Source organism: Psychrobacter sp. 1044 (genome assembly GCF_904846525.1).
Classification (GTDB): domain Bacteria; phylum Pseudomonadota; class Gammaproteobacteria; order Pseudomonadales; family Moraxellaceae; genus Psychrobacter.
In genome coordinates this window covers 1-18620 of sequence record NZ_CAJHAZ010000003.1, presented here as the reverse complement: position 1 = coordinate 18620, position 18620 = coordinate 1, and the positions used below count along the sequence as shown (strand labels likewise).

The 18620-nt window shown below is 42.7% G+C and carries 17 protein-coding genes; 12 read left to right on the top strand and 5 right to left on the bottom strand.

Annotation, left to right across the window (positions count from 1 at the left end):
• Positions 1-27: 27 nt before the first annotated feature.
• The 3 genes from JMX82_RS02620 (at position 28) to sstT (JMX82_RS02610) (ending at position 3335) form a co-directional block, all read left to right on the top strand.
• Positions 28-516 (top strand): DNA polymerase III subunit chi, encoded by a 489-nt coding sequence (locus JMX82_RS02620; protein ID WP_201539371.1) that lies wholly within the window; start codon positions 28-30, stop codon positions 514-516.
• A 198-nt stretch (positions 517-714) separates the two neighbouring features.
• Positions 715-1917, top strand: coding sequence for a serine/threonine transporter SstT (gene sstT, locus JMX82_RS02615; protein ID WP_201539370.1), 1203 nt, complete (start codon positions 715-717; stop codon positions 1915-1917).
• A 215-nt stretch (positions 1918-2132) separates the two neighbouring features.
• Positions 2133-3335, top strand: coding sequence for a serine/threonine transporter SstT (gene sstT / locus JMX82_RS02610; protein ID WP_201539369.1), 1203 nt, complete (start codon positions 2133-2135; stop codon positions 3333-3335).
• A gap of 93 nt (positions 3336-3428) precedes the next feature.
• Here the strand turns inward: sstT (JMX82_RS02610) and JMX82_RS02605 are convergent, their stop codons facing one another.
• Entirely contained in the window at positions 3429-3752 is a 324-nt protein-coding gene (locus JMX82_RS02605; RefSeq protein ID WP_201539368.1) for a chaperone modulator CbpM, read from the bottom strand.
• Between the two features lie 92 nt (positions 3753-3844).
• The gene (locus JMX82_RS02600) at positions 3845-4828 is read right to left on the bottom strand and encodes a DnaJ C-terminal domain-containing protein (protein WP_201539367.1); all 984 of its coding nucleotides are present in this window, start codon (positions 4826-4828) and stop codon (positions 3845-3847) included.
• Between the two features lie 572 nt (positions 4829-5400).
• On the opposite strand from JMX82_RS02600, the gene JMX82_RS02595 reads away from it, so the two are divergent.
• Positions 5401-5763 (top strand): septal ring lytic transglycosylase RlpA family protein, encoded by a 363-nt coding sequence (locus JMX82_RS02595; RefSeq protein ID WP_045442968.1) that lies wholly within the window; start codon positions 5401-5403, stop codon positions 5761-5763.
• Between the two features lie 111 nt (positions 5764-5874).
• Here the strand turns inward: JMX82_RS02595 and JMX82_RS02590 are convergent, their stop codons facing one another.
• Positions 5875-7896 (bottom strand): ABC-F family ATP-binding cassette domain-containing protein, encoded by a 2022-nt coding sequence (locus JMX82_RS02590; protein ID WP_201539366.1) that lies wholly within the window; start codon positions 7894-7896, stop codon positions 5875-5877.
• A gap of 467 nt (positions 7897-8363) precedes the next feature.
• On the opposite strand from JMX82_RS02590, the gene erpA reads away from it, so the two are divergent.
• The 8 genes from erpA to JMX82_RS02550 all read left to right on the top strand — a co-directional run bounded on the left by erpA (position 8364) and on the right by JMX82_RS02550 (position 17205).
• Positions 8364-8744: an iron-sulfur cluster insertion protein ErpA gene (gene erpA / locus JMX82_RS02585; protein WP_201539365.1), complete on the top strand. Its 381-nt coding sequence runs from the start codon at positions 8364-8366 to the stop codon at positions 8742-8744.
• Between the two features lie 349 nt (positions 8745-9093).
• Complete coding sequence (gshA, locus tag JMX82_RS02580) at positions 9094-10668, top strand: glutamate--cysteine ligase (RefSeq protein WP_201539364.1); 1575 nt, start codon at positions 9094-9096, stop codon at positions 10666-10668.
• Positions 10669-10751: 83 nt separating this feature from the next.
• Entirely contained in the window at positions 10752-11279 is a 528-nt protein-coding gene (locus JMX82_RS02575; protein ID WP_201539363.1) for a disulfide bond formation protein B, read from the top strand.
• Positions 11280-11767: 488 nt separating this feature from the next.
• Positions 11768-12406, top strand: a complete 639-nt coding sequence (locus JMX82_RS02570; RefSeq protein ID WP_201539362.1) for a copper resistance protein NlpE N-terminal domain-containing protein — start codon at positions 11768-11770, stop codon at positions 12404-12406.
• A 442-nt stretch (positions 12407-12848) separates the two neighbouring features.
• Positions 12849-14372 carry a Mur ligase domain-containing protein gene (locus JMX82_RS02565; RefSeq protein ID WP_201539361.1) on the top strand — a complete coding sequence of 508 codons (1524 nt, stop codon included), beginning with the start codon at positions 12849-12851 and terminating at the stop codon, positions 14370-14372.
• 369 nt (positions 14373-14741) lie between these two features.
• The gene (locus JMX82_RS02560; RefSeq protein ID WP_045454808.1) at positions 14742-14996 is read left to right on the top strand and encodes a GlsB/YeaQ/YmgE family stress response membrane protein; all 255 of its coding nucleotides are present in this window, start codon (positions 14742-14744) and stop codon (positions 14994-14996) included.
• A 314-nt stretch (positions 14997-15310) separates the two neighbouring features.
• The gene (gene def / locus JMX82_RS02555) at positions 15311-15865 is read left to right on the top strand and encodes a peptide deformylase (protein ID WP_045442956.1); all 555 of its coding nucleotides are present in this window, start codon (positions 15311-15313) and stop codon (positions 15863-15865) included.
• A 164-nt stretch (positions 15866-16029) separates the two neighbouring features.
• On the top strand, positions 16030-17205 hold the full coding sequence (locus tag JMX82_RS02550; protein WP_201539493.1) for a type III PLP-dependent enzyme: 1176 nt from the start codon (positions 16030-16032) through the stop codon (positions 17203-17205).
• A gap of 92 nt (positions 17206-17297) precedes the next feature.
• Here JMX82_RS02550 and JMX82_RS02545 read toward each other — a convergent pair whose 3' ends face one another.
• Together JMX82_RS02545 and JMX82_RS02540 are read right to left on the bottom strand one after the other, a co-directional pair.
• Positions 17298-18149 (bottom strand): hypothetical protein, encoded by an 852-nt coding sequence (locus JMX82_RS02545; RefSeq protein WP_201539360.1) that lies wholly within the window; start codon positions 18147-18149, stop codon positions 17298-17300.
• Positions 18133-18408, bottom strand: a complete 276-nt coding sequence (locus JMX82_RS02540) for a hypothetical protein (protein WP_201539359.1) — start codon at positions 18406-18408, stop codon at positions 18133-18135. Before JMX82_RS02540 ends, JMX82_RS02545 begins: the two co-directional genes overlap by 17 nt.
• Positions 18409-18620 lie beyond the last annotated feature (212 nt).

Genomic DNA, 18620 nt, shown 5'->3' with positions numbered 1-18620 from the left:
GAATCATTACTCAATGAAAACCACTCTATGAAAGTTAGCTTTTATGTATTAACTGAGAATAAAGCTCAAGATTTCTTGGGCTTTATTTGTCAGCTGGCCCAGACGGCGCTCAACAAGAGCAGCCAGTCGTTATTGATTCTTATCGAAAAAGACGATGCATTGCTGTCGACGCTTGATCAAGCCCTTTGGTCACAAGACGATACGAGCTTTATACCGCATCAACGCCTTTTAGATTCTAATCCTGAAAGCGCTGATATTGACGGTGTTCATACTGATATTAATAATCAATTATTAGCACCAGTGTTGCTTGTCAGCTATATGCCAGCCGATTTTAAAGGGATCGTACTCAATACTACGATACGTCCCGTTAATGACTTTATAAATGCTACCAGCAATACATTGCCAACTCGTATTTTAGAGCTTATCAAACCTGATGCAGTCAGCACTGAGGCAGGACGCGCTAAATATAAGCACTACCAGCAATTAGGGTATGAGCTTACCCATTTCAAAGTTTAATCTTCTATTACAAAATCAAACGCCAGTTATGGCGTTTTTTTGTGCTTAAATTTTGACTTTTAAAATTCTTAGAGGCTTATAAGTACGTTATTGCCTACTGCCTTATAAAATCTGTCAGTAGGCGCTTATCACAAAAAATGCTAACATCCTTCGGTTGTTAAGCTAATATTTATTTCCAAATGGACTAAAGGGGTAAAAATGCATTCATTAATAGCGATGTACCAACGAATCGGATTGGTAACGCTGATTGTTATCGGTTTAATACTAGGTACTTTGATAGGATGGCTGGCGCCAAGTGTGGGTATTGCCTTAGGTATTTTGGGGACTCTGTTCGTAGGTGCCCTAAAAGCCGTTGCCCCTATATTGGTGTTTTTCTTAGTGATGGCTGCTATCTGCCAACATCGTAGCGGTAATAAGGTCTATGTAAAACCGGTGCTGTTTTTATATCTGATAGGCACTTTTATAGCCGCTTTGGTCGCTGTTGGTGCCAGCTTTTTATTCCCAACCGAATTGACGTTAGTGAATGCGACCATCGAGCAAGTACCGCCAGCAAACTTAAAAGAAGTATTGAACAATTTATTACTCAGTCTCGTCGCCAATCCAGTTGCTGCCCTAGCCAATGCTAATTATATCGGTATATTAGCTTGGGCCGTTATTATTGGTATTGCGCTACGACAAGCTGGCGAGACGACTCGCAGCACTGTCAATGACATTGCAGATGCCATCTCAAAAGTAGTCAAATGGGTCATCGCGCTAGCACCTTTTGGTATTTTGGGATTAGTCGCCAATACCGTCGCTGATACTGGCTTTGCTGCGTTATTGGGCTATGCACGAATTTTGCTAGTACTGATAGGCTGTATGTTGTTTATTGCTTTGGTGACTAACCCTCTCCTCGTATACTTAAAAACGGGTAAAAACCCTTATCCACTGGTATTCACCTGCTTACGCGAATCTGGTATTACTGCGTTTTTTACCCGTAGCTCTGCTGCCAACATTCCTATCAATATGAACCTTGCTAGCAAATTAGGGTTACATGAAAATACTTATTCAGTCACCCTGCCATTAGGCGCCACTATTAATATGGCAGGTGCCGCGATTACGATTAATGTGTTAACCCTTGCAGCCGCGAATACACTCGGTATTGAAGTGACCTTTGGCTCAGCATTACTACTAAGTATAGTCGCTACAATCAGTGCTGGCGGTACCTCTGGCGTCGCTGGTGGCTCATTACTACTCATTCCTTTGGCGGCCAGTTTATTCAATATTCCTGATGATATTGCGCTACAAGTGGTGGCTATTGGCTTTATTATTAGTGTGCTGCAAGATTCCGCAGAGACCGCATTGAACTCATCAACAGACGTCTTGTTTACTGCCGCTGCTGATCCAAAATATGCACGCTAATGTTGGGTGTGTTAAAGACGACCATAACAAACCAATCATCTTAATTGATAGGTATAAAAATAAAAAAAGGGCTTAACTGCCCTTTTTTTGGTTATACTTTACCTATTTTTATTCTGTTTTACGAATCTTACCTGTATATGAGTATGAGACTAGTAAAGCAAAAAACATAAAATGGCTTGATCTCTTTTATTATTCATTAGATTGTCGGGGTAAGGATGTATTCATTTTTTGCGATGTATAAGCGCATTGGTCTAGTACCACTTATTATTATCGGTTTGATAGCGGGAGTATTGATAGGTTGGTTGGCACCAGATATCGGTATTGCCTTAGGATTATTGGGTACCTTATTTGTAGGAGCACTAAAAGCCGTTGCACCGATACTGGTATTTGTGTTGGTCATGGCGGCCATTAGCCAACATCGCAGCGGTAATGAAGTTTACGTCAAGCCTGTACTCATCATGTATATGTTTGGCACTTTTTTAGCCGCACTGACTGCTGTTGGCGCGAGCTTTTTATTCCCGACAGAACTGGTATTGGTCAACGCCACAATTGAGCAAGTCCCACCAGCCAACCTTAAAGAAGTACTGACCAATCTACTGCTAAATCTGGTTGCCAATCCAGTTAATGCCATCGCTGAAGCCAACTATATTGGTATTTTAGCGTGGGCAATTATCATCGGTTTCGCACTGCGCCAAGCCAGTGATACCACACGCGCTGTAGTCGGTGATTTTTCTGACGCCATCTCCCAAGTGGTGAAGTGGGTCATTACCCTAGCACCTTTTGGTATCTTGGGTCTGGTCGCCAACACCGTCGCTGAGACAGGCTTTGCGGCTTTGGCAGGTTATGCGCGTATCTTGATGGTACTGGTCGGTTGTATGCTATTTATCGCTTTGATTGCTAATCCTATTATTGTACTGATCAAAACGGGCAAAAACCCTTATCCGCTGGTATTCAAATGCTTGCGTGAGTCAGGGATTACCGCATTCTTTACGCGTAGCTCGGCTGCTAACATTCCCGTCAATATGAATCTTGCCCGCAAACTGGGTCTACACGAAGATACTTATTCGGTGACGATTCCACTGGGTGCGACCATTAATATGGCCGGCGCGGCGATTACGATTAACGTCTTAACGCTTGCAGCCGCGCATACACTCGGTATTGAAGTGACCTTTGCCTCAGCACTGCTACTCAGTTTGGTTGCAACCATTAGCGCCTGCGGTGCCTCTGGTGTCGCTGGTGGTTCATTATTGCTTATACCATTAGCAGCAAGCTTATTTAGCATTCCAAATGATATCGCCATGCAAGTGGTTGCGATTGGCTTTATTATTGGTGTGATACAGGATTCGGCAGAAACGGCGTTGAACTCTTCAACGGATGTACTGTTTACCGCAGCAGCTGATCCAAAATATGCGCGTTAAACGCTAAATATATTATTTGCAAAAAAAGGGCCTCATTTTAGAGACCCTTTTTTTTGTGCTGATTTTTTATGTACTGAATAAAAGGGAAATAAGTTATTTTAAATGATCGATTTCAATTTCAATCACTGGTGTATGCATGTCTAATTGGCGTTTAAATTGGCGTAATTGTTCGAGCTCATCCAACAGCTCAAGTATCAAGCCAATCGCAGGAACACTGGCTTCAAAGTCGCGGCTAAGGCGCGAGGCACGGCGCACTGTCGTCAGCTGATAACCAGTGAACTGCTCACGTTCCGGCACATCATATTCGATGATGTCCTCTTCAATCAATTCGATGACCCATTGGCGCTCTTGGCCACAGGCAGATACCAGCTCATCCAAGCTCATGATAATGTCGGTAAATTCAGGCGAGTGTTTCATAGCTATTATCCTCGTTTGCTCTTTATTTCATCGTTATCGTATGGTCTTCATCTCTATTACAGTGTTTCAATGTGAGTAATTTTTGGTGGCCATTAACGACTAATATTGATATCGGCAAAGGCTTGTTTTAGTTGCCCATAAGCTTGGGTCGCGGCCTCAGTGCTGATATCAGGGTTCACGATGTTTAAGGTTAGATACAAATCACCCGCTTGCTTAGCAGGGATACCTTTACCTTTTAGGCGTAAATTGCTACCAGACTTGCTGTTCTTAGGCACAGTCACAGCAAGCGTACCAGCTGGCGTACTGACGTTGATTTTTTCACCCAACGCCGCTTCCCATGGCGCTATATTGACGGTTTGATAAACATTAGCGCCTTCGATACGGATATTGTCTGCGTGACGGATTTTTACTTTTAAAAATAAATCGCCATTTTTACCGCCACCAATACCAGCGGCACCTTGCCCTGCTAGGCGAATTTGCTTGCCATCAGTAATGCCTTTAGGGATTTTAATTTTCAGCGTTTTGTTGTCATACTCGACACTGCCATTCGGTTGACGAATAGGGACATTCAACTTAATGCTGTAGTCGTCGCCGTTATAAACGGACGCCAAATCAACCGTAATCTCTGCATGTTGATCTTGACCTTTACTATCTTGCGAGCCAAAACCACCACGCTGCGATTGGCCTCCCGCTGAACCACGTGCACCGCGACCAAATGCCGAAAAGATGTCATCGAAGCGGAAGCCACCATCGCCATAAGCTTCGCCTTCACCAAACTGATCTTTGATATCTTCCCAGCGATAGCCGCCTTGCCCGCCACTTGCAGATTGACCACCAAAACCACCACTTTGACCAGCAAAGGGATTGTCTAGCATGGCGTCGTATTCGGCACGCTTTTCTTTATCTCTAATGGTTTCGTAAGCATTATTAATCTCAGCAATCTTATTGTCTGCATCTGGATCATCGCTCACATCAGGGTGATATTGACGCACAAGCTTACGGTATCTTTTTTTAATATCTGCAGCTGACGCGTCTTTTTTGACCCCTAAAATGTCATAGTAATTTTTCTCTGCCATGTTTTTGTCCTCAACATAAAAGCATGTTAATGATACTGGTATGCCCATTTTAAACGATATGGTACGGAAATTTATTCAACTGCGACATAACAGGTGGTAACGATAGTCTATCTAATAATGATAGTAATATAAAAATTCAATACCGTTATACAAATATTGCCAGTAATAGTGCTGAACAACAGCAGTGTTTAGGTTGTTTGAGGCACTTAATACATTGTTATTCACTTGTGCCACGGTAGTGATGTGTTTCTCTATGATTCTGACATTATTATTCTTTGATAACCACAGATGTCATATCAATTTAACACTCGCCCTAATGAAAAAATAGAGAGTCAAGCCAAAAATACCATTAACAATGTAAATCATTATTTAAAACAATTACATACAGATCACTGGTATTTAGTAGCTAGCGTGCCTAAATGAGCGTTTTGACCTTGGTAGTTCTTTTACAGAACCGTAAGAATATGACAAAGTATGTGTTGTAAAATGAATATATTATTTATACTCATAGGGAGTATGAATAACATAGGCAAGTGTATCTGTCTATTTTATAAATTGCTTAAAGGTATTAAATGTCTTATTTAATCAAGTCTTTGGTTATCACATTATCACTATTGCTGAGTACCACCGTTTTTGCTGGAAACACCAGTTATTACGGTAGTCAGTTCCACGGTAAACGCACTGCTAGTGGTAGTATCTTCAACATGAACTCTTTGACCGCTGCGCATCGCACGTTGCCGTTTGGTACGAAGGTACAAGTGACCAACAAGAAGACAAAGCAGAGTGTAATCGTAAAAATCACCGATAGAGGCCCTTTCATTCGGGGTCGTATTCTGGATTTATCGAAAGCCGCTGCTGGTCAAATAAACTGTCAGTTATGTACGACCACAATGGAAATACTGTCTTATGGTGATGGTAAATACCGTAAGGAATAACGTAATAAAAAAGGGAGAGCCAGCGCTCTCCCTTTTTTGTGACTGTCTTTATCAAGCAAATATAGATTAAAAAACGATCAAAACCTGCTATTTACTATAACGAACAGCTCTCTACTCAAAACCCGCTTCCATTTCTTCTAATGTCGTCATCAAAAGTAATAGTTTTTCTTCATTGTCACTGTGCTGCTGCTGCAATGCCGTTTGCTCATTAAGTAATAACAGCAAATCAGACTTGCGACCTTCTTCGTACAAATCCGTATCAGCCAGTTTTTCTTCAAGCGTCACAAGCTGTCCATCAATTTTAGCCAATGCCTTTTCTATTTCTTCTATCTCACGGCGAATAGGCGCGGTGAGTTTGCGTTGTTCAGCCGCCAATTTGCGCTGCGCATCTTTACTAAGCGCAGGCGTCGTAGCTTTACTTTCTGATGAATTATCAGGTGCTTTATTATTCACTTGACCATTATCTGTTTCACGTGAAACGAATTTCTTACTCTCTTTTTTACTTTTCTTCTTACTGGTACTTTTATCTGATGAGTTCTCTTGCTTACGCTTCTCTGCCAACCACTTACCGTAGTCGCTGATGTCACCATCGAACTCCTCGATTTGACCATCATGTACCAAAAACAGCTCATCACAGACGTTGGCAATCAACTCACGATCATGCGAAACCAGTACCACTGCCCCCTCAAATCCTTGCAAAGCGATGGTCAGCGCTTGGCGCATTTGTAAGTCCAAATGGTTGGTTGGCTCATCGAGTACCAGAACGTTCGGACGTTGCCAAACGATCAAAGCTAACGTTAAGCGCGCACGCTCGCCACCAGAGAATAGCTCACTCGGCGTATCGATACGCTCACCGCGGAAGTCAAAGCTGCCTAAAAACGAGCGTAACATCGCATCAGAGGTTTTACCGGCTAGACGACGCAACATCTCTATAGGCGTGGCCTTGGCATCCAAGATATCCATTTGATGCTGGTTAAAATAGCCTAATTTTAAGGTATCCGAAACACGATACGTCCCTGTTAATACGCCAAGCTCGCCGACCAGTGCTTTAATCAGTGTCGACTTACCTGCGCCATTCATACCTAGCAAGCCAAGACGCGTATCCGGCGTTACTTGCACATTGGCATTATATAGAAGTGGCGTATCGCTATAGCCAATATCCGCTTTGGTCAGCTCAATCAGTGGTGAGCTCATATTTGCTGGCTCATAAAAGCGGAAAGAGAACGGGTTGTCTGCCATCATCGGTGACAGCTCAGCCATGCGCTCAAGCTGCTTGATACGGCTTTGTGCTTGCTTAGCCTTACTGGCTTTGGCGCGGAAACGACGAATAAAGTCATCCAAGTGTGCTTTAGTCGCTTCTTGTTTTTCAAACGCTTGCTGCTGCTGTGCCATACGCTCGTGACGGGTGCGAATAAACTGCTGATAATTACCGGTGTAAAGGGTGATTTTTTGTTGCTCAACATGCAAGATATGACCGACGGTGGCATCCAAAAAGGCTTGGTCATGCGAGATGACGATGACCAGACCAGTATAGGCATTGATCCAAGTCTCTAACCAAAGAATAGCATCCAAATCCAAATGGTTGGTCGGCTCATCGAGTAACATTAAGTCCGCACGGCTCATCAAGGTTTTGGCAAGGTTTAGACGCATGCGCCAACCACCCGAAAACCCTTCTACAGGTAATTCATGCTGGCTGGTATTAAAACCAAGACCTGCCATAATTTGTGCCGCTTTAGTCGGCGTACGATAGCCATCAATTTCATCGAACTGCTGATGCAATACCCCGATCTGCTCATCACTGACGCTACTCAAATCATTCAAAGAAGCATTAATCTCATACCACTGCTCATCACCACTCAATACATAATCGATTGCAGACTGCGTCGTAGCACCAACTTCCTGAGCCATATGCGCCACATGCCAGCTATCAGGAATACTGACTTCACCTCTATCAAGCGTGACCTCGGTATCTCCTCTGCCCATTCGCGTCAACAATAAGGCAAATAAGGTAGATTTGCCGGTGCCGTTGTTGCCCGTCAAGCCAACTTTGTGGCCCGGATGTAGCTGGAAGCTTGCCCCTGCAAACAACTCACGACCATCACGGCGAACACCAACGTCTTTAAATTCGATCATATAATCTCTTCAACTCAACAGTAATATAAAATATAAGGCAATAAAAAACACACATCTGGCATGTTAACTGGCGGCTATTATTTCAAACGCTTGCCCCATAGGCAAACGATTAAATAACTATTTCAAAACCAAGTGTTTATTCGCACAAAAAGTCTTTCTCTTAGTATGAGTTTATGGGGATAATAACCACTAGTATCAATCAGCCACCTTCAGCCAGTAGCCTCACTCTTGACAAACGAATCAATACCCCCATTATGATATACTGCGATGAGATAAGTGCCCGTTATCAACCAAATCGTTGTAATGACACAGATATCATATTTATAATGCGCCATTAGTCGTACCAATAGCAGCGCCATAATAACAGCACCCAATTGAATCAAACGCCGTGCGTATCTTTATTTGCAACTATTTCATTGCAAACCCTAACTGGACGACCGCATTTGATCCTAGCAACTGAGGTAGATATGAACGAATCAGCCAACCAATTTAATCCAAACGCCAGCCAGCCAGTAGACCCAACTGTTTTAAGCTTAACCGATAGCGCTGCACAAAAGGTGCGACGTCTACGTGAAGAAGAAGGCGACAGCGATCTGATGTTACGTGTCTATGTGACGGGCGGCGGCTGCTCAGGTTTTTCTTACGGCTTTAACTTCGCCAATGAGCTGAATGAAGACGATGCCAATTTTGATAATGACGATGTGACCTTGGTTGTCGATTCACTAAGCTATCAGTATTTGCAAGGCTCTACCGTTGACTATATTGAGGGATTAGAGGGCGCACGCTTTATCGTCACCAATCCAAATGCCACCACCACATGTGGCTGTGGCTCATCCTTCTCTATTTAAGTTGGCGAGACGCATGACTTTTGATCAAGATACCTTCCTCGTTAGTCAACGCTATCATAAACCGCTTAACGTCGTACTTTTGAAGCATCTATCTCGTAGGTAGATGCTTCTTGTTTTATGCGTTTTTTAGAAAACAGTAACGCGCTGTGCATAAAATTTTTTATTGAAATACCTATTAAAATCAAGATGAATGAGCGCCTGTAAAGCTTATCGTATTTGTAATTGTCCGTGGTTTTCAGGGCAGCTTTGAGCTAAACTGACGGCATTCTTAATCCAATATTTACCTTCATTATGGTCAAACGCCAGTCGTGTTTTGAGCCGCCATAATAAATAACAATAGATGACTATTATGAGTAATTTTGCGAGTAGCTTTGTGAATTTTGACATTCCTAATTGGTTTGATAGCAAGCATTTAACGGGCATGCTCCGCGGTATCGAAAAAGAAGGGCTGCGCGTAAGACCCGATGGTTACTTGGCTCAGACGCCGCATCCAGCCAAACTTGGCTCAAAGCTCACCCATCCGTTTATCACAACTGATTATTCAGAAAGCCTACTTGAGCTAATTACTGACCCCAAAACCTCACCAAAAGAGACGCTAAATATGCTGCGTCAGTTGCATGTATTGGTCTATCAAGCCATGCCTGAAGGTGAGCTGATGTGGCCGCTGTCTATGCCTTGTATGCTGTCATCGAATGATGAAGACATCCCACTGGCTGATTATGGCAGCTCTAATACGGGTAAGCTCAAGACGCTATACCGTAGTGGGCTTGGTATCCGCTATGGTCGCCGCATGCAAACGATTGCAGGTTTGCATTATAACTTATCTTTTGGTGACGGATTATTTGAAGTCTGGCAAGCTGAAATACCTGCTGCACAAGCGCAAACGCTGACAGAATTTAAAAACGAAAAGTACTTAGGGCTTATCCGTAACTTTAAGCGTCTGACCAGTTTGGTGTTGTATTTACTGGGTGCTAGCCCTAGCGTTTGTCCTTGTTTCTTAGCTGGTCGTGAGCATGATTTAGAGCTGCTAAACGACTCAACCTACTATAAGCCTGCTGCCACCAGCCTACGTATGGGCAAGCTTGGTTATACCAATAGTGTGCAAGAACAGCTCGATATTCGTTATAACTATCTGCCAGAGTATGTCGATGGACTGCGCCGTGCGATTCAGACTCCGCACGAAAGCTTTGCCAAGCTTGGCTTAGATGATGCCGATGGCAACCCTATCCAAATCAACAATCATATTTTACAAATAGAAAATGAATACTATAGCCCTATTCGTCCCAAACAAATCGCGATGAGCGGCGAGACACCGACCGAAGCATTAGAGCGCCGCGGTATCGCCTATGTTGAGTTCCGTGCAATCGATCTAGACCCTTATAGCGATGTCGGTATTCGTCTGTCTAGCGCCTGTTTCTTAGAGGTCATGGCGCTGTACTGTCTGCTGAGCGACTCTCCTGATCTGTTACCTGAGGAAGAAGAGACCTTAGCCATCAATCTTGAGCGCGTGGTAAACGAAGGTCGCCGCGAAGGCTTACACATTATAAACAACGGCGAAGAGCAACTGCTTGAGAGCTGGATGCTGATGCATTTAGAGCGTATGCAGCCATTGGCAGCACTGCTTGATGCTCATTATGGTGGCAACGACTACCGTGCAGCAGTCGCGTTAATGCAAGGCAAAGCAGGACATTCTGAATCGACCATTTCAGCACAAGTCAACTCTGATAGTCAACGTTTAGGCAGCTTATGGCAGCTTGGCTTTACCTTGGCGCAGCAGCATCGTGAGTCTTTATTACAGCAAACGCTTAGCCCAAACACTCAAGCCAAATATGAAGTGTTGGCGGAAAAATCAATATTACAGCAAGCTGAGATTGAAAAAGCCGAAACGGAAGATTTTATGGAATTTTTACAGCAATATCGCTAAGTTTTGATTGCTGCGTTTTGATTGCTAAATTCTGACCGCCACTTAACGTGTATAGATGACTACTTTATAAGAGTAACTGCCCGATGCTAAAGCTGACCACTTACCGCAATTTGCAAATATTTTTGGTGATAATAGCCGTAATAGGTATGAGTTTTGCGCTGTTTTTTTTACAGCGCTATATGGGGTTTTCGCCTTGCCCACTGTGTATTTTTCAGCGTATTGGCCTCATAATCATGGGCAGTTTTGCTTTGATAGCGACATTATTCAACCCTAAATCTAAGGCAGTTAGACTGGTATTGTGGCTTGGTAGCTTAGCAGGTATCGGTTGGGCGACCGCCGTGGCTGGACGTCATGTTTGGCTACAGCATCTACCTGCCGACCAAGTACCTTCTTGTGGTCCAGGGCTGGATTATTGGTTAGATACGCTACCGATTTTGCAAGTATTTAAAGAAGTTTTTGCAGGTTCTGGCGAATGTGCCTCTGTTGAGTGGACATTTATGGGTCTAAGTATTCCTGAACAATCTTTGATTCTATTTAGTCTGCTATTGGTGGTACACGGGTTGATATTATGGCGCATTTTACGACCTGTTGCCCCTAACCGTCTTGCTTGATAGCGAATTAGCCCCTACGTTGCTTTTTGCTATACCCTTTGTTTTTGCTAGATCCATTTTTCCAAACGAACAGGCGTGTTTATTACTAAACGTCTGTTCTTTAATGAGCCACTATTAAATATCTCCGATAATTTTGGTTCGTCATATCTATCAATGTTAAACCATTATTCTTAGCTCATGGCTAAACCTATCATAACAAAAAGGCCACAGAGATATCTTTAACCTTTGATATCTTGACACAGTTTATTTGCTTTTGATGGGTAAAATAGCGTTTTAAATATCCATCACTGTTGACTGATTGGCGATAGGCTACCGATAGCTTCTTCTCGCCGCCTAGCCTCAGATGGCACTTGTAGTCTCGTAGTCTTCTACTCTAATTTAAACATTTATACTTCCTATTATCTTTCCTTTTTGACAACGTATTGAGTTGTCGATAGTGTCGATAATCATTTGGAATGACTATTAAAAAACTGTTTTTTGGTGTGACCATGATATATTTTTCGCCTACTTGTTCTAACACGCTGACTATTCTCAAACGCGGTGGTCGTTGTTTGCTAGCGCTGCCCCTCTGTGTGCTGCTCATCGGCTGTGATAGTACCTCGTCTAGCGGCGATAAAGGTATGACGACTAAGGTCGCCCCTATCGATCATGTAGAAGAGAACAGCGCACAAGCTAGCGCAGAGAACTTGTCAGAGACCAATCTATTAAATGCGGGTAGTGAGCTAGATAAAGTGTCAGAAGGACAATCGCTGATTGCGGCTGCCCAATCGAGTAACGGTGCACATCCCCATCAATCGCTGACACGCTCAGAGCCGGGTAATGGCACATTACAAGCCACGTTAATGGGCGATTATGGTGGCATGGTACCCTGTAAATCTTGTGATAGCACTGATATTACATTGAATTTATTCGCTGATGGTTCAGTGCTAAAAACCAGTATAGATAACAATCCCGAAATGCCGAATGCACCCCTGTTTGAGCCTGGTGTTTATCGTCAAGACAATGATATGATTACGATTGTCTATGAAGACAAAAACATTGAAGCGTATCATATTCAAGACAATCATCTTGTCTTAATGGATGAACATAAAAAACCTAACAATGACTATACCTTGTCGCGCAAATAATAAAATAGCGGCATAAACATTTAGAGGCTCTAAATTTTAGGTGCTCTAAATTTTAGGTGCTCTGAATATAGTGATGCTCAATGAGCCAAACCATCCTTTTAATAACGCCTACTTGTTGGGCGTTTTTTATTGGTCATCATGCGGTGTTTACTTTACAATAAGTGCTTGTTTTCGACGCTGCTATTTGGCGATCCTATGCTGTTTTTGTAACAGAATATAGGGTCGAAGCAATATAAAGTAGAGATAAGGCAAGCGGGCGTCAATAGGACGTTTGGTACATGAAGCACGGTTAACGCTGTCACCATTTATAATATTTTAATTATAGCCAAGACTGATGATCATTAGGTTGAGCGTATCCTAGAATAAACCACGGTTAATATCGGTAACTTTTGGGATAATGCTCCATTTTTATTCTTTTAATTTAAGCTCGTACGGAACGTCTATGCATATTCATATTCTTGGTATTTGTGGTACTTTTATGGGCTCGCTGGCATTGCTAGCGCGCGAGCTTGGGCATACGGTCACGGGCTCAGATGCCAACGTTTATCCGCCGATGTCCACCCAACTGGAAAACGCGGGCGTGACCATTGAGCAAGGCTATCTGGTAGAGCATTTACAACCAGCACCAGATTTAGTCGTCGTCGGTAATGCCATGAAGCGCGGTATGGATGTCATCGAATATATGCTGGATACAGGTCTACGCTATACCTCAGGACCACAGTTTTTATCTGAGCAGGTATTACAATCGCGTCATGTGATAGCCGTTGCCGGTACTCACGGTAAAACCACGACGACGACTATGCTCGCTTGGATATTGCACTATGCGGATATCGATACTGGGTTTTTAATCGGCGGTGTGCCACTGGTTGATACCACTGATGAGCATTTACAGCACGTCTTCGCTCACAGCAGTTATTTGGGTGCGGATAAAATTGATAATGACGATTCGGTAAATACTGGCTATTTCGTTATCGAAGCGGATGAATACGATTCTGCATTTTTTGATAAGCGTTCAAAGTTCGTTCATTACCGTCCGCGTACGGCTATTTTAAACAATCTAGAATTTGATCATGCGGATATTTTTGCGGATCTTGAGGCTATTCAGACCCAATTCCATCATATGGTGCGCATGATTCCAAGTACGGGCAAAATCATTATGCCCACAGCGACTGCCAGCTTAGAGGAGACGTTAGCGAAAGGGGTTTGGACACCCGTTTGGCGGACAGCCGTATTGGATTCAGCGGCACATAATACCTATGCAACAGATAATACCCACGCAAAAGATAAGCATGTAAAAGATAGTAGTGATTGGCAAGCTGAACTTATCAGCGAAGATGGTGGTCAATTTGCGGTTAGTTTTGCGGCTGATATTGCTGATAAAGAAGCCACGGGAGTCGTCGATTGGTCGATGAGCGGCATACATAATGTGAATAATGCCTTGGTTGCTGTCGCAGCGGCTTATAACATCGGCGTCAGTGTCAAAACTGCGTGCGCGGCGTTATCAGCATTCGCGGGCATTAAACGTCGGATGGAGCTGATTGGCGATGTCAATGATATCTTAGTCTTTGATGATTTTGCTCATCACCCTACGGCCATTACTACGACCTTAGATGGTGCCAAGAAGAAACTGGCGGACAGACGCATTTGGGCGATTATTGAACCACGTAGTAACACCATGAAAATGGGCATTCATCAAGACAGCTTGGCTGAGTCTGCTGCTCTCGCCGATCATACCTTATGGTATGAGCCGACAGGACTGGAGTGGGGTCTAAAAGAAGTCATTGAAAATGCCAATAGCGCAAATCCTAACATGGGCAACCAACAGGTGCTCTCTAGTATCGATGCTATCATCGAGCATATCGACACGCACGCAAAAGCGGGTGACGCCATTGTGATTATGTCGAATGGCGGTTTTGAAGGTATTCATCAACGCTTATTAACTGCGCTACGTAGTAAAGCCACTTAATAAAGCTACGCAACAAATAATCTAGCTGGTCTAGTTCTGGTGTCAAATAAGAGCGTTGCTTATTATAAATGAGCAACGTTTTTTTATGATCAACTTTTTCTGATTACTTGCGATTACTATAGAACGTATCAGTATTAGGGAGCGTCGATATCCAAAAATGCCTTAATATATAAATGGCGTTTTCGACTTCACTACCTTTGTAACCTTTCATTTACCTATTCTACCTGCATATTAGCAAATCTACGATTTTCCTCACATAGCTCATACACTGGTAACATTTCGCGCTTACCTTTACGTCTATACAGTGCTTACAATGAGCTTATCAAAATTGATTAACTATTATAAATGATAATAAATTAGGAGAATAATATGAGCTTTATTTGGATGATTATTGTAGGTCTGGTTGCAGGTTTATTGGCACGAGCTATCAAGCCAGGTAGCGACCCGATGGGCTGGATAATGACGATTGTATTGGGTATCGTCGGTGCTTTATTAGGTGGCTTCTTAGCTAGTCTTATCGGTATCAATGCTGATGGCGGATTTACTGGTTTGATATTCTCAGTAATAGGTGCGATCATCCTGTTATTTATCTACGAGATGATTATGAGCAAACGTGGCGTATAACTTTGCACTTTTGGTCAGATGTTTTAGCTGCCCCAAGTGACTTTAATGACTCAGAAGTGATTTGATTTACTAAACTCAATTTACTAAAAAGCAGCTCTACTTATGCAAGTCAGATTACATCTAATCTAGCTTATATAAATCAAAAAGCCTTGCGAATTGCAGGGCTTTTTTATGCCTATAATAAAAGCGACCTCCTTGATTTTTTACGATGATAAAAAGCAATAATTGTGCGAAAGTATTGATAAGCATTACTTTTGTCCCCATTTATCCTATAATATCAACCCTATTTTATCCCTATCATTGAGGTGAGCGTTATGGCTTTACTCCCTATTTTAAATTACCCAGACCCGCGCCTGCGTACTATTGCTACGCCTGTTAAGGAAGTGACTGCTGAAATCAAAACCTTAATCGCTGATATGATTGAGACGATGTATGAGGCACAAGGTATCGGTTTGGCGGCAAGCCAAGTGGATCGCCATATTCAGCTCATCGTCATGGATCTGTCCGAAGATAAAAATAGCCCTAGAGTTTTTATCAACCCAAAGGTGACACCATTGGTAGAAGAGAAACAGCCCTATGAAGAAGGTTGTTTGTCCGTACCTGAAGTCTATGACAGTGTCGAGCGCCCGAACAAAGTGCGCATTGAAGCCTTAGATGAGAATGGTCAAAAAATCGATGAAGAAGTAGAAGGCTTACTCGCGGTATGCATCCAACATGAAATGGATCATTTAAATGGGGTCATATTCGTCGATTATTTATCACGTCTCAAGCAAACTCGTGCTCGCGATAAAGTGCGTAAAATCGTTAAAATACGCGAAAAACAAGGCGAACAAATGGCGGATAAACAGCCGCAGCCCAGCCATTCTTAGTCCATTCATCACCTAAGCTATTTTTACGTCATTTAATCAGTATGAACACAAGGTTTTTTGACTTGTAGAATGCGTGATGATGATAACGTGAAATGACAATAACGTGATGCGAGCATTTACTCTTTAACACCTACTGTCTTTATTAAAGGTTTCCTACCATGACCATGATCAAAATTGACCAATATTTTGACCCTGCCGGCTGGCAGAAATTCACTCAAGCTGCTGAAGGTCGCGAGACGCCATTTTTGGTCGTGGATCTTAGCCGTATCAAAACCAAATATCATGAAATGGTTGGGTTTTTTCCCAATGCTAAAATCCATTATGCAATGAAAGCCAGTCCTGCTGTTGAAGTGATTAACTTGCTTGCTGATCTTGGTTCGAACTTTGATTGTGCCTCCATCTATGAGCTTGATCGCGTACTAGACTGCGACGTTGAGCCATCGCGTATCTCTTATGGCAATACCATCAAAAAAGCGGAGCACGTCAAATATGCCTTTGAAAAAGGTATTGACTTATATGCGACCGACTCAGAAGCGGATTTAAAAAATATTGCCAAGCACGCCCCTGGTTCAAAAATCTTTGTGCGTATCTTAGTACAAGGCTCTGAAACCGCTGAATGGCCATTGTCTCGTAAGTTTGGTTGTCATCCCAATATGGCGATTGAGCTGTTGATTCAAGCTCGTGATTTAGGTCTAGTGCCTTATGGAATCTCATTCCACGTTGGTAGTCAGCAAAAAGACGTTGCCGCTTGGGATGATGCGCTAGCCAAGGTCAAATACATGTTTGACTGGATGAAAAACGAAGAAAATATTAAGCTACAAATGATCAATTTGGGTGGCGGCTTTCCAGCCAACTATATTAGTGAAGTGAACCCTATAAAAGTCTACGCTGAAGAGATCACTCGTTATTTGACAGATGACTATAGTGAAGAGGACATGCCTGATATTATCCTTGAGCCAGGTCGTTCATTGGTTGGCGGCTCAGGTGTATTGGTCAGTGATGTGGTGCTTATCTCGCGTAAGTCGCACACGGATTTAACGCGTTGGGTGTATACCGATGTGGGCTTATTCCAAGGCTTAATCGAGACGTTGGGAGAGGCCATCAAGTATCCGGTTTATACGCCTAAGATGGAAACGTCAACCAGCAAAGGCACTGTGGTACTGGCAGGTCCTACTTGTGATTCGACCGATATCATGTATGAAGAAGCGGGCTATCAATTGCCAGAAGAGCTGGAGATTGGTGATAAAATCTTTTGGTTGACCACGGGTGCTTATACTAACTCGTATTCATCTATTGAGTTCAATGGTTTTCCACCGTTAGAAGTGATCTACGTTGACTAATCTGCAATAAATTATTATCGATAAAAAGCGCGATACTGTAATGAGCAGTATCGCGCTTTTTTATACCAAAGATAATAATAATCGATGCAAGGCTACTGCACCATTATCCAAATTGGTGTGTTTTTAGTGCTATCAATGGCACGATTGCTACCATAACTTGCGCGTTGATTTTGGCTACTTTGAGAGATTTGTCCGATAGTTACCCATTGACCACGTGGGATAATAATGGTCGTGTCTAATCGTTGACCTTGAATGGCATGATTACTATTTTTCTGAGAAGACGGATAAGAGCGTGCGAGTGTTTCTTCAACTTGTGACAATGTTACTTCGACTTGACCAGTCGGTAATAATCTTGGCGTAACCGTGATGCCTTGCGTCGTTGGTAGCAATACCTGCTGCTGAATGACAATCTGTACTGAGGGACTTTTATAATTTGTATAACTATTTACATCGTAGGTTTGATTCAGCGCATAAAGCGTCCCTGTACTGATGCTGGCGGCACTACCTGACAAGGTTTGTACTTGGTATAAATTATTTGTTTGCTGTTGGCTATTGCTCTGATGAATAATCCCTGACCCTTGAATACCACGATTGCTAATAATGACCTGCCCTTGCTGAATATTACCTTGGACGCTGCTATTGTTGCCAACACGCACAGCGACCGTCAATGCCTGTGGCTGACCGTCAATCTGAGTCAATAACTGCTGTACCGCCTGATAGTTAGCGGCTGTCGTATGCAACACTAACTTGTCTTGATAGGTAGTAACTGTACCGCCGTCACGACTATTATTTAGTTGCTGACGAACTGACGGCAATAATGCATCGCCACCATAGGTATGAATGACGTAGGTTTGAAAAGTAGCTGCTTGTGCTGAGATATTGAGCGTTGAGAACACAATAACGCTTAGTAGAACTACTTTTATTGCTTTAGTAGGAGTGACCATAATGTATTAAGTCCGAATCAAGTGACCAAATAAATACCTGCACGTGCTTATTTCTATTGGCTTTGTTTTTATCTTGAATGTCTTCGTATTCTTTAATGATAGATAAATCTGTCAGGCTCATACCTTCATTCGGTTTAGTAGCAGTTTTATTTTGGCCAGCTCTGACAATAAACTCATTAATCCAATTACGCCATTCTAACTTTAGGTCAAAATTGCTAATCTCAAATGGCGAGCTACCATCAAACGTTTTTTGCATCATATCAACGAACTGTTTAGCAATTTCTCGGCGTGTATCTCCATCACCATTTTGACTAATATGATTACCGACTTCTACCGCGACTACTAACGGTATAATAAATCGACAATTTGATTCAGCAAAGATTTTAAATTCGTCTAGGGCGTGTCCCTAATTCAGTTTGCAATGAATCATAGTACAAGCTAGATACAGCATAGACTTATAATTACGAGCCA